The following is a 15,025-nucleotide window of genomic DNA, read 5'->3' as shown; positions in this document are numbered from 1 at the left end:
ACAGCAGCTTTCAAGTACTTTTTTAAGTTTATTTCTCTAGTAAAGCTTTTACACGTGAAACTACGTTGTCAACAGTAAAGCCGTACTCTTCCATAATTCTTTCTCCCGGAGCTGAAGCACCAAATCCATTAATAGCAAGGATATCACCCTCATCACCAGCATAACGATCCCAACCAAGCGGTGAAGCCACTTCAATTGCAAGACGCTTCTTAACAGATTTAGGGATGATTGACTCTTTATATTCTTTGGATTGCTCTTCAAAACGATCCCATGATGGCATGCTGATCACTGAAACGGCAATCCCATCTTTTGCAAGTACTGCCTGAGCATCCACGGCCAGATTGACTTCGGAACCAGAAGCAAGCAGGAGCGCATCAGGCTGTTCTTTCCCTGCAGGCGAAACAACGTATGCACCTTTTTCAACTCCTGATTGGGCTTTAGCGTCAGTGCCTTTCAAAGTAGGCAGGTTCTGTCTCGTTAAGACAAGCGCCGTCGGCTTGTTTTTTGATGTTAAAGCTGTGCGCCACGCTGCTGCAGTCTCATTTCCATCTGCAGGACGAATAACGGAAAGGTTTGGCATCGCTCTCAGTGAAGATAGCTGTTCAATCGGTTCATGTGTAGGACCGTCTTCTCCCACAGCGATACTGTCATGCGTGAAGACATACGTTACAGGAAGCCCCATTAAAGCCGCAAGACGGATTGCCGGCCTTAAGTAGTCAGAGAATACGAAGAATGTACCGCCAAATACATTGACTCCTCCATGAAGTGCCATACCATTCATGGCTGCACCCATCCCGAATTCACGGACACCGAACCAGATATTGCGGCCATCATATGACTCAGGCGTGAAATCTTTCTGGTTTTTGATCATTGTTTTGTTGGAGCCGGCGAGATCAGCCGATCCGCCGATCAACGTAGGCATATTCTTTGCGATGGCATTCATCACTTCCCCTGACGAAGCACGGCTTGCAAGGCTTTTGCCTTCTTCATAAACAGGAATCTCTTTATCCCATCCCTCTGGAAGCTCACCTTTCATTGCAGACTCAAACTGTGCTGCAAGTTCAGGGTATTTTTCTTTGTATTGAGAGAATAAGCTTTCCCATTCTTGTTCTTTTTTCTGTCCTGCATCAACAATTTGCTGCTGGAATCGTTCCTGCACTTCAGAAGGCACATGGAAATCCTGCTCGAATGTCCACTTGTAGGCTTCTTTCGTCAGTTTCATCTCATCTTCACCAAGCGGTGCACCGTGTACATCTGATTTACCGGATTTATTTGGAGCTCCATAACCAATCACTGTTTTCACTTCAATTAAGGTCGGACGCTCATTATCCATTTTAGATTCTTCAAGGGCTTTAGTCAGGGCTTCCGTGTCATTTCCATCTTCGACCCTGATATATTGCCAACCATATGATTTAAAACGGCCTTCTACATTTTCAGAGAAAGACTTATCCAGGTCTCCATCCAATGAGATGTCATTAGAGTCATACATAACAACCAGACGGCCAAGCTTCAAATGAGCAGCAAGTGATGCCGCTTCAGAGGATATGCCTTCCATGAGGTCCCCATCCCCGCAAATGCTGTATGTATAATGATCCACTACATTATAGTTATCCCGGTTATAAACAGAAGCAAGATGACGTTCGGCCATTGCCATTCCCACTGCCATAGCAAGTCCTTGTCCAAGAGGGCCAGTTGTTGCTTCTACTCCAGGAGTATGGCCATATTCTGGATGTCCAGGTGTTTTGCTTCCCCATTGCCTGAATTGCTTCAGGTCATCCATGGAAACATCATAACCAGATAGGTGCAACAAACTGTATAGAAGCATAGATCCATGTCCTGCTGAAAGAACAAACCTGTCTCTGTTATACCATTCTGGATTCTTTGGATTGTGGTTCATTACCCTGGACCAAAGAGCATAAGCCATAGGTGCGGCACCCATCGGCATTCCCGGGTGGCCGGAATTCGCTTTTTCAATAGCATCTATTGAAAGAGTCCTAATTGTATTAATGGCTAATTGATCAGTTACATCAAACATTAATCAACATCCTTCCTTTTTTCAGTTACTACTTGTTAATATTAATATTCTTACCCGGTTTATACAACTGATTTGTTTACTGTAAAACCCCAAGGTTAAACCTTGAAAACGTTTACTTCATTGATTTGAAAGCCTTTTCTTAAGAACGAAAATTATTTTCCGGTCTTATAAAATTCGTCGAATTTTTTTCGAATAAACTTTCACCTGCATGATAATATCTTTCCTGAACCTTATGTTACATCTTTTAGAATGCTCCTTTTCATAGCCCTAATACCCTATTTGATGCTGAATAATTGGGATAAATAAAAAAACATGCAAAAAATGCATGTTTATCAATTACCAATTGGTTAATTCTTATTAATGAAGCTTTTTATTTTTCTGGATCTCTCTTACCTTTTCCGGAGTTACTTCGTTTCCTTCAGGATCAAACATCCTTGTATTTTCAATGGTGGAGCGCATGGAGCTCCTGAAAGTCTCTAGATATTCTTTTCGCAAATTGGTTTGTTCCTTGGCTTCGTCTGGTGTAAGACCTTTTGCTTTTGCTTTTTTTGCGAGAGTATTGATCCGAATCATTTTTTCCTTTGAAAGCATAACCTGTTTCCCCTCTCCTTTTTGTCGTACTATAAAAAGCACTAGAATAGAATCAGTGCTTAAATCGATGCAGGATTAACGATTGAATATCGACATGTTACTAGAAATAGGGGAAAAATACAAGTTTCAGGCTTCTTCAGCAGAGTTCACAAACTCCTGATACCTTCTGTGTACAGTCGCTTTCGAGATATTATATCCAAAGCCCCTTAATGTAGCTGCAATTTCTGCAAAGGTCAATTTATTATTCCTTAATCTGACGATTTCCTGAACAGGGACTTCTATTCGTTCACGACCTTCTCCGTTACCCCTATTTTTCAGATTCCTGTGGGGTTGATATCCTTTTTCAACAGCCCTTCTCATTCCGCGTCTAATTTTCAGATTATGCAGCTTTCTTTGGTGTTCTTCCACCATACTGACAATTTGGAGGACCATAGAGTCGGATTCAGAAAGATGAAGTTCACCGTTATGGGATATACTGAAGATTTTGACTCCCTCCTTCATGATACAGTGGATGAGGGCTATCTTGGCATTTCCCCTTCCAATACGGGTTTCATCCTGAATCAGGACTGCTTCTATTCCCTCCCTTTTTAAGAGGTCCAGCAGTTCAAGGACACCATCCCTGTCCAATTCATACCCGCTCGCTTGGTCCTTTATGATATGCTTTACCTCAAAATTAAAATTACCAGCCAGTTTAAGAAGTTCCTCCTCCTGTCTTTGAAGGGAGGTTTCCTGTGTATCTTTCTTCGTGCTGACTCTGCAATAGATTGCTGCTCTCATAAATCAAACTCCTATTCTTTTCCGCTTGCAAGTTCAATATTGTTGTCAGTGATATGGAGTTCTTCTCCGCCTGGTACAATCAATGAGTCACCAGGCTTGATAATATCAGTGGCCAGGTTGTTCTTCTCACTTACCCATTCTACCAAATCATTTGTAGACATATCATAATCATCAGACAGTTCCGCCGCAATTGTCCAAAGCGAGTCTCCTTCCTGGACTGTTACTTGATGATAAGAGTCCGTTCCACCTGCATTAATCAATGCAACTGCTCCCATGACGACCACTAATCCCATTAGCAGGATAACATACGAATAATTCTTCCAGATAGAAACTAGCATACCATTACCTCCGCACGAATGTTTGTTCGCTTTTGTTAATCCAAGTATAATACGAACATTCGTTTGGTGTCAACAATTATTCGAACTTATGTTTGTATCACCTTGTGAGTCATGCTATAATGGGAACAAAAGATCGGTCTAGAGGTGGAATAAATGACAAAATTATCAAAAAGGCAGCAGGATATCCTTCAATATATCAAGCAAGAAGTCAAATTGAAGGGTTATCCCCCATCTGTAAGGGAAATTGGCGAGGCGGTTGGACTCGCTTCCAGCTCAACGGTACACGGTCATCTTGCAAGACTCGAAAGCAAAGGTTTGATCAGAAGAGACCCAACAAAGCCAAGGGCTATTGAAGTATTGGATATTGAAGAAGATTCCATTCCGCGGCAGACCGCTGTCAATGTTCCTCTGATCGGGAAGGTCACAGCAGGTCAGCCAATCACGGCAGTTGAGAATGTTGAGGAATTCTTCCCACTGCCTCAGCACCTTGCCCCTTCCGATGAACAGGTTTTTATGCTTGAGATCATGGGAGATAGTATGATAGAAGCCGGAATTCTCGATGGGGATTATGTAATAGTCCGCCAGCAGCAAACCGCGAATAATGGGGATATTGTCGTTGCCATGACAGAAGAAGATGAAGCAACGGTCAAACGTTTCTTCAAGGAACAGGATTTCTTCAGGCTTCAGCCTGAAAACTCTTCTATGGATCCTATCATCCTGCGCCATGTATCGATTTTAGGTAAAGTCATCGGAGTATACCGCCAGATACATTAAATCAAGAAGAAAAAATCCAGGCTGGACGTCCAGCCTGGATTTTTTTATTCCATATTAATAGAATAAGAGCAAATACTGTTTTTCATTCAAGGAAACAATCAGTTGACCATTCGGCCGCTTCCTTTCCAAAAATCTTTTCGGATGACGGCTTTTTGAATTTTCCCCAAAGCTGTTTTTGGCAGTTCATGTACAAAAGTGATTCCTCTTGGAGCTTTGAAGTTTGCCATTTTTTCTGTGCTGAACTGTATTATCTCATCCTCTGAATAAGACAGGAGAAACCAGCAGGTAAAGTTCTTCATTTGCGAATAGAACCTTGCTTTCACTGTGATTCAAGTTGAATTTATTATCCGCAGGTTTTAAACCAGTGTTTAAGGGAGTCATCCCCCCGCCAACCTTAAAGACCATGTAAAAATCTTCGAGCGTTTCTATTGTATTTGGAGCAAGATACGCGGCCTAGCTCCTGGAACCTTTGGGACAGCTGATTCGCTTGATCATTCAACTGCCTGTAAGTTAATTGTTTCTCCTCATCAATCAATGCTGATTTTCTCCATATAGCTCAACTGCTCTGGCCAAAAAGACACGTTAATACTAAAGGTAGATTCACACACAGCGACTACTTCTGAAAAAATAAGGTGTACCTTCTTTTAAAAGGATTAAGAACCACTACTCATGTTTATATCTCTTTATAAGCAATCTACTCTCTAATACTTGTATGAGCTTATCGTTATTATCAAATCCTCCAGACTGCCAGAGCACCTTTCTACTTCCGGGAGAAAATAGAAGGTACTGGTTTCTGCCGGATTTTTCACTTCTTCATTAGGAGAATAGAGGTAGACTTTTTTATTCAGAGCAAGGGCCATGCCCATCTCGATATGGCTGCCCTTCCCGGCAGGCAGCAAAATGACGACCACATCCGCTTCCTTGACAGCCCGTTTCTCTTCCTCTCCAATTCGTTTAAGTTCTGCCAGAGTCGAAGCTCTTATGTTTTCTGTCCAATCATATGTATGGAAGAAACCCCTTTTGGTTAGTTCCCGGCTGAAATACCTGACCTGTTCAATATTTTGAAAGCTGGAAGCAACATAGAATTTCATCTTTCAACTTCCCCTTTCATCCTGACAACTTTATCACCTATCTCAGGCCCTATCTCAATCATCCCGTTTTTCTCATAGAATCTTTTCGCTTGCACATTATTCGGAGAGACCCTTAAGTGATATTCTGGAACATCGTGATCCCTGAAAGATTGAAGAGCATATTGGTGAATCTCATTACCCAGTCCTCTTCGCCGGTATTCAGATTTCAAATAATATAAATGTACATACCCGATGTGCCTGCCTTCGTATTCCCTTATGGACAACTCAAGCTGGCCGATTGGATCAGACCCTTCATCGACCATCACAAATCCGTCGGGAAATTCCTTGATTTTCCCGGCTAACCATTGCACATACCCTGCTTTCTCAAATCCTGAGGTTTCATTAAAACTGATGGCAAATGAATCTTTTCTAAAGCTTGTTACAATCCGTTCATCCTTTTTCAAATCAATAGTTTTATATCTCAGCATATAACCCCTCCCATCCTTGATGATTTCAATTATTGCAAAGTCCACAATTGTCTGCAATCCTAAATCCAGTATTGAAAAACACCTGCATTGAATGCAGGTGTCAAGTTTGTTATTTATCACGGACCAGCTCTGCCACACACTCCACATGGACTGTGTGAGGAAAGAGGTCAACCGGCTGAACGCCTTTCAAAGTGTATCCGAATTGCTCTAATTCTTTAATGTCCGTTGCGAATGTGTCAGGATTGCAAGATACATAGACAATCCGCTCTGGTTGGGAACGGCCGATTCTCCTCATGACCTTTCCACCGGCGCCTGAACGAGGGGGGTCAAGCAGCAGCAGCTCAGGTGTACCAAATGTCTCCAGGATCTGGTCTATTCCTTTTCTTGCATCTTTCGCAAGGAAGGTCGTGTTGTGAATTCCATTATCATCTGCATTCCGCTTTGCTGACTCTATGGAACTTTCGACGATTTCAATCCCGGCCAGCTCTCCAACCCTGTTTGCAAACGGAAGAGAGAATGTTCCAACCCCACAGAATAAATCGATCATTTTTTCCGACTTCTTTGGTTTCCCCATTTCTATGGCAAGGTCGACCAGTTTCTGCGCCTGAACAGGATTCGTTTGGAAGAACGTGTCAAACCAAAGACGGAAGCGGTAACCATCCATCTCGTCATAAATATAGTCACGCCCGGAAAGAATATGAGTATTTTCAGATTGAGTCCTGTCTGCCCAGTCCCTGTTTTCCAGCCATAACAAGCTTTTTACTTTCGGGAATTTCTCTTCTACACGGTACACCAAGTCAGCTGCAGCTTGTTTTAATTTACCTGCCGGTGCTTCTGTAGCAAATAGGCCCAGCATGATTTCACCGGTGGCAAATGATTGCCTTACCATCAAGTGCCGAAGCAATCCTTCATGGGTATCCTTATCGTAACCTTTCAAACCATGAGCGTTAACCCATTCAGCAACTTCCATTGCTGTTTCAACCATATCTTCACTGGCAATCAAGCAGGTTTCCAAAGAAATGACTTTTCGGAAGTTTCCTTGTTCATGCAGGCCCAGAGAACCATCCGGCGCGAAAGTGAACTCCATTTTGTTGCGATACTGCCATGGGTTCTCCATGCCGATTGTATCCCAGACTAGAGCAGGATCGTACCCTTGAGATGAAACTGCCTCTTTGACATGATCTGTTTTTTGCTGTAACTGCCCTTCATAACTCAAATGCTGCCATACACAGCCGCCGCAGCGTTCGAAGTGGGGGCATGGCGGAGCCGTTCTTTCAGGATGTGCTTCAAGGATTTCTTCCGGAATGGCCTTCCTTCTTCTTTTCAAAGGTTCATCCACTGCGACTTTCACCTTTTCTCCTGGCAGTGTGCGGGGAATGGTCAACTTTAACTTTCCGATATTTCCCTTTTCATTTTCACGCCAGACAACCGCCTGCCCGGCCCCTCTATCATCCAAGCGATGAATTTGTGCTTCTATGATTTCACCTTTTTCAATTTTCAATTCAACTTCCTCCTTCATGCAAAGGTATAGCGATATATATCAAGTTTTATTTTTGAAGTATAATTACATACTTGCCAGAAAGCATACTTATCTAGTATAAAGGACGAACTGCCAATATGGAATCCTTTCCTTTGGAAATCAAGAAATTAACAACAAAAGAGCGGTTTGAAAAGAGACCCTGAGCTGAAACGATCGCTGTATTTGAGCAAAAGCGAAGTATGATCCGTGGATGGCTTGCATGATTAAACATGCAAGCAAATAGAAAGACAGAGCAGGAGTAGCATTCGCTCTCCAACTCTGTCAGGTGAATTTCTAACTCATCACTTGTTTTTTCCTTGAAATACAGCGGTGGCTGCGAGGGATATCAGCAGTCCTAGTTCAAAAAAGTTTGTGACCGCAGCGCTTTCAACCGGTAGCGGCACCGCGCTTCCGGCAATCATTGCGGCTGAACCGATGAAGAACCAAACCCATTTCTGCTTGCGCCAAATAATGATTGAAGAAATAAAGAGTATAAGTGACACAATCAATACCATAATTGGCGGACCCCCAGAAGCATCAGTACTGCTGTAAGTAAGAACGCCGTATTCCCATTCAGGACTGACAACCAGGCCAAACACTTCTGTAACAAGCTCTAATATGACTAACCCTATCGTGACAAGTATGCCCGAAATGGTGAACCATTTAGTATCAGCCCAGCCGATATGGGCCTGCTCTAATGTCTTCCATGCAAATAGGACGAGCAAAGGCGTAAAGAATGCATGCAGCCAATATCGTACCAAGTTTAAATTCTCTAACAGTGTCCCTTCTCCAATGAACTTCCCCGTTGATATGATGGTATTGTCATAAACAAGCCCAAGCACCACCGGAATCAGAATGGCAGAGCTGTTGACCTTGAACTTTTTATAAGCGGCAGTAATATATAGAAAAAGTCCGACATAAGCCGCCAAAAAAAAACCAAAAAGGATAGTATCCATTCAAACCCTCCTCCGTCCCTTTGTTCTACCCCAGTAAAAATTGATAAAACCTGGAGGGTTTGCTAATCAAGGAAGTTCATGTCATTCTTTAATAATGAATACATATAAAGGTCATCAAACTTGCCATTTGTATATTCATAATGCCTAAGCAGTCCTTCCCTAATGAATCCTTTTGCTGCTATAAGTTTTTGTGATGGTGCATTCTCAGGTTCAATAAGGGCCTGGATCCTCTCGAGCCGATAATATTCGAAGCCAAATCTCAAAACTGCCCCCAATGCCTCGCTGGCTATCCCTTTACCCCAGCAATCTCTGCTTAATTCATATCCAACTTCTGCCCTGAAATGGGCCGTATCCATATTATGAAAACCGCAGCTTCCGATCATTCTCCCGCTTTCTTTGAGGATGATTCCCCATCTTATTCCGCTGCCTTCCCTTCTGATGGAATCGTACCATTGGATTTCAGATAGAGCATCTTCAACCCCGTTGAATGGGGCCAAGCCCATATGCTTTACGACTTCTTCATCAGCAAGATAAACAAGCATATCTTCTGCATCTTCCTGTGTGGGTTTTCTTAGAATCAATCTGCTTGTTTCAATAACTGGAAAGGTCATTTCTTTTCTCACTCTCCATTGGCTTCTTTTATACTTCTTCCCACTGCTAAAAGGTCTTCGATAAAACCTCCGATCTCACCGATCAGACACCTCCCTGACCTGTACACATTGCCTCAGCTCCAAAGCTGTGAAAACATCCCAAGCCAGCTACAAAACCTTCCAGGAATGTGCCTCTTTCTTTGTACGTAACCATTCAGGGGGCTTTCTAAAATTCCACGTAAAAAGGCTGCATATTTTCGTCCAGGGAAAATTGTATTCTCTCCCTGAAATTGAGAAAGGTCACCATTTCCATTGCCTGCTCAATAGGAAAAAAACCCGTTTCCAAAGCTTCGGGGGTAACAGTCAATTCCCCCCCTACCGGTTTACCAAGAAATAGTGTGTTGCATATCGAGGCGCTGACGTTCGGGAATATCCCGCAAAACCTAGTCACTTCAATATCCAGGCCGCACTCCTCTTTTGTTTCACGGATGGCAGCTTCCTTTAATGACTCGCCTTCTTCGACTTGGCCGCCAGGCATTTCCCAACCCCGTCCGGGACCTTTAATTAATAAAACTTCATTTCTATCATTCACAACCACAGCAGCTGCTGAAACGATATGCTTCGGCGGTGTCATCATATCATCCCCCCATACTCCATATAATTATTAGGCTGTTTTCGCATATATTGTTGCTTTTGGAAAAATCCCAGGTACCGGATTTTTCCCCTGTATATAAAGATTTTACTCTTGAAAAAGAACGAGCAGCTCTTTTCTTTCCTTCACACCGGGGTGTTTACGACGATACACCAGGATATTAGTTGAAATTAATAATGAATAGCAACAAAGTTTACGAAAAGAGCCTATTATTAAAAGCAGAAAAGTTTACGAATATCCCCTTTAGAAAGCTTTCTCAAAAAATGACTTCGGCATTTGCAGGCAGCGTCCGAACCCGATTTAAGTAAGCGGACATATTTCGGTCATCCTCTTCTGGATATCTATATGAAAGGGACTCCGCTACTTCCCTCGCCAGCATACGGAACAGATTGCCTGCTGTAAATAAAGCATCCCACATATTTTGATAATTCCCATCTGAGCAGGTTGATATATACATATTCCAATAGGATTCCGGCAGGTGATCCTTGAAGTACTTACCCAGTTTGCCAGCTGAAACCTGAAAATCTGTTCTTATGCCAATCCACCATGAAACCATTTCATCAAGTTCTTGTCTTATCACACATTCAAACATAAACCGGGCATATGGCAGTTCGTTCCGCCATATGCCTTTTGCGGTATTCTGCTGGCACCACCAAAAATTATTGCAGCAGCTGAAATATTGCCCTTCTGTTGGAGTCTTCACATGATATTGTCGGTCAGTCGGACTTTCTATAGAAGGAAGAATCCCATCCTTATCCATAAGCGGAATAGTGAGCTTGTCGCTTAGAAACCTTTCTGACGCACATTCGATTGATTGAATTTGCAGGTCGATCCGATTGCCATCCTTAAATAGCATCTGATAACCGTATGACATTGTAAAATCTTTATCTTCTCCTGACATATGATCATTTTGATCCGGCTCTTGCATCATAAGCATTTCCCCGAATGATTCAAGCCATTTTTTATCCATGATGAAAGGAGCAGTTTCTGTCACTACATAAACGATGTCGTAATCCTGAAAGATATCTTTTCGCACATTCGGATTGGTTCTTGATCCATTCATATACACAGCGCGAACAAGATCATTACCTTTGGCTGCTTCAAGAATTACCTCCATCATTTCCTCTTCTGATCTCATTGATATACCTCCAAAAAAAGAATCCCCCTTAAAGACCTGTCCCACTAATCCAATGGGATCTTTAAACTGTCTTCAATGTACTTTGTTGTTCTGTATCCCTCAATCAATAAAGTTTTGGGGGTCAGCGGTTCATCGGAATTATCGTGATGAAGTTCCACCTCATGACTTATATTGAAATAGCGGGGTTGTTCCACCTCATCATATGTAAATGGATATTCTTCAGGTTTAAAAGTATTTCCTTCTTTATCGACCAGGATGCCTTCTCCACCAATGCCTATTCCAAATGACTGAAGCCCCTCATTTGATACCACATTGAACTGAATGCTTTCATACTTGCGGTTTGCAGTATACTCATCCTTGATGTACAATCTGGTCGGGTTTCCCATTACGATATTATCGATTGAGAGTTCATTCCCCTGATATTCAAATGTCTGGGGGAAATGGTCCGCCCCTTTGATTTCAATCGACTTCTTATCTTCTACAAAAACATTCAACGAATCAAAAGAAAGGTCGACTTCTTCTGGCCGGTCAAAGTAAAGAGAATCAAATTTTGATTGAAGCGAGAGCCATTCGCCGGAAGAATTCACAAATCTCCCTCCTCCGAATAAATCCGCCTTAACACTCTTATCCTTTGTCGCCAACGCTTTCAGCGTGACATGTTCTATCATTTGCTCTTCCTGTGTTTGTTTAAAGCTGTATTCCAATATAGTCGCAGAAGGGGCAAGCTTCAATTTATCAATCCTGAATGGCACTCCTTCGATTTCTGTTTCCTTATTGATTTCATACACAGTGGATTCATGCTTTGTAACTGGAATATCGAAGTCCCATTTTCCTTCAACAAATTCCTGCTGGTAATATTTAAAGTTTGTCTGGTTTTCCTGGTCATTTATTGCTTCCTGTAGCCTCATTAAACTTAATTCAATTGTTCCGCTGTCTTTTGTGATTGGTGCCAGGCTGATCTTTCCTTTGAAAACTTTTCCATTTTCATCATTGGACAGTCCTTGTTCATAAGGATTATAAAATAATTGATCTGCCTGCTGGTCCAGTAGTTCATACTCATTCTCTATACGTGCCCCATCCGGCATGTTGATGAAATATTGATTTTCATCATTCATACTTTCTACTTCATAGTAGATGAGTGTCTGTATATCATCGGCTACGGCGGTTTTGATTTTCACTTTCACTCCATTGCTTTCCTGCTCAAGATTCAGCGGTTCACTTATGCCTTCCTTATAGTAAGAAAGGATTTCTTGATCCTCCTGCTGGGTCCACCCCATCCAGGAGTAATAGATGCTTGTAAATCCGCCAGTGACAAAACCTGTGCAAATCATGAAAGTCAGCAACCCGGCAGCCGTCAAGCCCATCCTGCTCCTCTTTTTACTTTTTTCCCTCTTCATTCTTTCGTGGGCTGCTACCTTCTCGTTGACTTTCACCATAAACTCAGGAGGAATCATCAATTCATCCATGCTTCTCTCCAAAGAGAAAATAATCTCCTGGAAAATGGATAGATTTTTCCGGCATGCCTGACAATGATAAATATGTATCTCTAAATCTATCTTTTCTCTTCTATTAAGCATCTTTCCCAAGTATTCAATGAATCTATCCTTATATTCAGCACAACCTTCTAACACAACATCTTCATTTAGCTCTTTGCTTAATGTGCCAATCCCTCGGGACAAGCGTGAATTCAATTCATGAACTGATAACTTAAGCACCTTAGCTGCCTCTTCAACAGGCATCGGCTTTATGTATATAAGGGAAATCGCTTCTTTCTCGGCTGAAGGCAATTTATCTAGACTGTTCAGCACCTCGTCCCCGATATCTGCAAACTGGATTGTTGTGTCAGATGTCCTTGAGCGGCACTCATTAATAAATTTCTCAGTGACCCATGAATCAAACTCTTCAGTCTCTCTTATGTACCTGGCATCCTCATGAACTTTCAGAATGGTTTGGTAAAAAGCCTCTTGAATGGCGGAAGTCTCCTTAAGGTATAACCATCCCAGTTTATATAAAGAACCTTTATTTTTTTCAAACCAGCTCAACACCGCTTTCATACTGCTCTCACTAATATGTTGAACTATAACCGATTCAGTTTCGGTTTTCATCACTGCTGCCTCCTTTCCTTAATGTCCTAATTCTATAGTACTAGAATTCATGCTGTATTAATAGGTGGAATTTTCTGAAATAGACCTCCTTCTCTATTTATGTTAATTGATCAAAAAAGGTGGCCGGATAAAAGAATTGTAGTCGACTAAGGATCTTTAGCGATAATCTTTTTGAAAGGCTCTTTTCGTAAACTCTGTTGCTATTCACTATAAATTTCAAATATAGTACTGGTAAATCGTCGTAAAAGCCCCGGTGAGCAGGGAAGAAAAGAGCTGCTCGTTCATGTTCGAGAGTAAAACCTTTGAATATAGGGGGGAAAATCCAGCACCTGGGATTTTTCCGAAAGCAACAATATATGCGAAAACAGCCTTTTGAACAGGGCATAAAGAAAAAAACGAACTTTTTCTAAAGCTCTAAAAAAGAGCCTCTAAAAAGTTCGGTTTTTTCAATTGTTTACTATTGGCAGCTAAAATGATACGGTTTTTAGAGAGAAGGATTTAGTTCTGAATGTCCTCTTTCAGACAGAAGCATGCCGGGGTTTATTGCGTTTTTCCGGTAAAAACATATATTGCATCCCTCAGAAATTCAGCGGCTCCCTCTTGTTCCTTGTCATAGTAAGCCTTAAACCTAGCGTCAGAGACATACATATCACCCAGGCCTGCATGGCCGGATTTACTATATTGAGACCAATAATACATCAGCCATTCCTTGTGCAGCTGTGCTGCTCTCTGAGCGGATGCACTAGCTGGATCACCAGTTTTCATAGCTTCAGCAAGCACTGAATGGATTTCCTCTGCAAGCTTGTTCGCTTGTTCGAAATCTTCTTGCGACATTTTTTCCAGCTTGGCATTTGACTGATTTACAGTTACCTCACCATACTTTTCCCTGATTTCTTTTCCGTATCGGTCCTCATTTTCTTTAATCAGCTTCTTTTTGAAGCCGTCAAACTTTTCTTTATCTGTCATAGTCAATCTCCCTTTCTTCACAGCGATTGTTTTTTCAACATTGTCTATCAATCTTTCCAGCTGCTCACGCTTAGCCACCAGTTTTTTCCTGTGGTCATCAAGAGCGCTTGCTATGTCAAAGGCAGGATCGTCAAGGATTCCCTTTATTTGTTCCAGTTCGACTCCCATTTCTTTGTAAAAGAGAATCTGCTGCAGGCGGTCGACCTCTTGTTCCCCGTATATTCGATATCCTGATGAATTTATTCTTGCCGGCTTAAGAAGTTCAATCTCATCATAATATCGTAATGTACGTGTGCTGACCCCAGCGAGTCCGCCAAGCTTCTTAACCGTGTATTCCATGATGTCACCTCCTGACACCTTTAACATTACACATTGACGCCGCGTGAAGGTAAAGGGATATTTTTAATTTTTTTCATTTAAATATATTTTACTCCTTCCATCTCCTCAAAGTGAATCTTTAAGATTCACAAAGGAAAAGCGACTGTACAATTAGAAAGGGACGGAATCATCAGCGATTCCGTCCCTCTCTGTAATATCTTATTCGTCTGTGTAATTGTCCTGTTCTTCAATTTGTCCATGTTCACTATGAATATAAGCCATGGTTCCTGAATCTTTAGCTCTCTGTTTCGCTTCTTCAACTGCATCAGATTTGGAGCCGGCTGTGTAGACCGGATCATCTTTCCCTTCTTCTTTCACCGCCCAGCCTTCTTCATCATGTGGTACGACATGATAGCGTGCTTCATCAGTGCCTGCGCGATCTTCGAAATACTCGCTGCGGTTGTTGGAATCATTATTATTGTTTGCCATGATTAAAAAACCCTCCAGATTTGTTATTGATACTGCTGTTCTCTAATAATTAAATACCCATTTAACCTATTAAAAAACGTAAGCCTGTTCAGGTAATTTCTTCAATTTTGAGAACTAAGGCGGAAGCGGCCTGATCAGACCCGACAGGCATAAGACGAGCCGGCGGGAAGGGTGTTCTTTCCCTTCTTGGCGGATTGGCTTATGACCCCGAGGGGCTGG

At 42.1% G+C, this 15,025-nt stretch carries 16 protein-coding genes and 1 pseudogene; 1 reads left to right on the top strand and 16 read right to left on the bottom strand.

Annotation, left to right across the window (positions count from 1 at the left end; genetic code table 11):
* Positions 1-28 precede the first annotated feature (28 nt).
* From tkt to yneA, 4 genes are all read right to left on the bottom strand, one after another.
* A complete protein-coding gene (tkt, locus tag D3H55_RS20860; protein WP_119549241.1) occupies positions 29-2,035 on the bottom strand; it encodes a transketolase in 2,007 nt (668 codons plus the stop codon).
* Between the two features lie 357 nt (positions 2,036-2,392).
* Positions 2,393-2,626 carry a DUF896 domain-containing protein gene (locus D3H55_RS20855; RefSeq protein WP_119549240.1) on the bottom strand — a complete coding sequence of 78 codons (234 nt, stop codon included), beginning with the start codon at positions 2,624-2,626 and terminating at the stop codon, positions 2,393-2,395.
* A 126-nt stretch (positions 2,627-2,752) separates the two neighbouring features.
* Positions 2,753-3,403: a YneB family resolvase-like protein gene (locus D3H55_RS20850; protein ID WP_119549239.1), complete on the bottom strand. Its 651-nt coding sequence runs from the start codon at positions 3,401-3,403 to the stop codon at positions 2,753-2,755.
* 11 nt (positions 3,404-3,414) lie between these two features.
* On the bottom strand, positions 3,415-3,741 hold the full coding sequence (gene yneA, locus D3H55_RS20845) for a cell division suppressor protein YneA (RefSeq protein WP_119549238.1): 327 nt from the start codon (positions 3,739-3,741) through the stop codon (positions 3,415-3,417).
* Between the two features lie 153 nt (positions 3,742-3,894).
* On the opposite strand from yneA, the gene lexA reads away from it, so the two are divergent.
* Positions 3,895-4,515, top strand: coding sequence for a transcriptional repressor LexA (lexA, locus tag D3H55_RS20840; RefSeq protein WP_119549237.1), 621 nt, complete (start codon positions 3,895-3,897; stop codon positions 4,513-4,515).
* A gap of 98 nt (positions 4,516-4,613) precedes the next feature.
* Here the strand turns inward: lexA and D3H55_RS23885 are convergent, their stop codons facing one another.
* From D3H55_RS23885 to D3H55_RS20790, 12 genes and pseudogenes are all read right to left on the bottom strand, one after another.
* Positions 4,614-4,814 (bottom strand): AMP-binding enzyme, encoded by a 201-nt coding sequence (locus tag D3H55_RS23885; RefSeq protein ID WP_136035764.1) that lies wholly within the window; start codon positions 4,812-4,814, stop codon positions 4,614-4,616.
* Positions 4,783-5,119 (bottom strand): annotated as a pseudogene (locus tag D3H55_RS25510) (AMP-binding protein); the annotation flags it as partial. The pseudogene D3H55_RS25510 and the gene D3H55_RS23885, both read right to left, overlap by 32 nt.
* Before the next feature lie 97 nt (positions 5,120-5,216).
* On the bottom strand, positions 5,217-5,606 hold the full coding sequence (locus tag D3H55_RS20835; RefSeq protein WP_119549236.1) for a nucleoside 2-deoxyribosyltransferase: 390 nt from the start codon (positions 5,604-5,606) through the stop codon (positions 5,217-5,219).
* A complete protein-coding gene (locus tag D3H55_RS20830; protein WP_119549235.1) occupies positions 5,603-6,073 on the bottom strand; it encodes a GNAT family N-acetyltransferase in 471 nt (156 codons plus the stop codon). The genes D3H55_RS20835 and D3H55_RS20830 overlap by 4 nt, the downstream gene beginning before the upstream one ends.
* A 109-nt stretch (positions 6,074-6,182) precedes the next feature.
* Complete coding sequence (gene rlmD / locus D3H55_RS20825) at positions 6,183-7,574, bottom strand: 23S rRNA (uracil(1939)-C(5))-methyltransferase RlmD (RefSeq protein WP_240628728.1); 1,392 nt, start codon at positions 7,572-7,574, stop codon at positions 6,183-6,185.
* Positions 7,575-7,894: 320 nt separating this feature from the next.
* A complete protein-coding gene (locus tag D3H55_RS20820; RefSeq protein WP_119549233.1) occupies positions 7,895-8,548 on the bottom strand; it encodes a hypothetical protein in 654 nt (217 codons plus the stop codon).
* A 62-nt stretch (positions 8,549-8,610) separates the two neighbouring features.
* On the bottom strand, positions 8,611-9,159 hold the full coding sequence (locus tag D3H55_RS20815) for a GNAT family N-acetyltransferase (RefSeq protein WP_119549271.1): 549 nt from the start codon (positions 9,157-9,159) through the stop codon (positions 8,611-8,613).
* A 205-nt stretch (positions 9,160-9,364) separates the two neighbouring features.
* Positions 9,365-9,772 (bottom strand): NUDIX hydrolase, encoded by a 408-nt coding sequence (locus D3H55_RS20810; protein ID WP_119549232.1) that lies wholly within the window; start codon positions 9,770-9,772, stop codon positions 9,365-9,367.
* 274 nt (positions 9,773-10,046) lie between these two features.
* Positions 10,047-10,928, bottom strand: coding sequence for an aminoglycoside 6-adenylyltransferase (locus tag D3H55_RS20805; RefSeq protein WP_119549231.1), 882 nt, complete (start codon positions 10,926-10,928; stop codon positions 10,047-10,049).
* 44 nt (positions 10,929-10,972) lie between these two features.
* Positions 10,973-13,033, bottom strand: a complete 2,061-nt coding sequence (locus tag D3H55_RS20800; RefSeq protein WP_119549230.1) for a DUF4179 domain-containing protein — start codon at positions 13,031-13,033, stop codon at positions 10,973-10,975.
* A 540-nt stretch (positions 13,034-13,573) separates the two neighbouring features.
* Entirely contained in the window at positions 13,574-14,338 is a 765-nt protein-coding gene (locus tag D3H55_RS20795; protein WP_119549229.1) for a MerR family transcriptional regulator, read from the bottom strand.
* Positions 14,339-14,536: 198 nt separating this feature from the next.
* Positions 14,537-14,806, bottom strand: coding sequence for a DUF2188 domain-containing protein (locus D3H55_RS20790; protein ID WP_119549228.1), 270 nt, complete (start codon positions 14,804-14,806; stop codon positions 14,537-14,539).
* Positions 14,807-15,025: the final 219 nt, after the last annotated feature.

The sequence above is a fragment of the Bacillus salacetis genome (assembly GCF_003581585.1).
In the GTDB taxonomy this organism is placed as follows: Bacteria; Bacillota; Bacilli; order Bacillales; family Bacillaceae_B; genus Rossellomorea; species Rossellomorea salacetis.
This window is presented reverse-complemented; position numbering and strand designations above follow the sequence as displayed.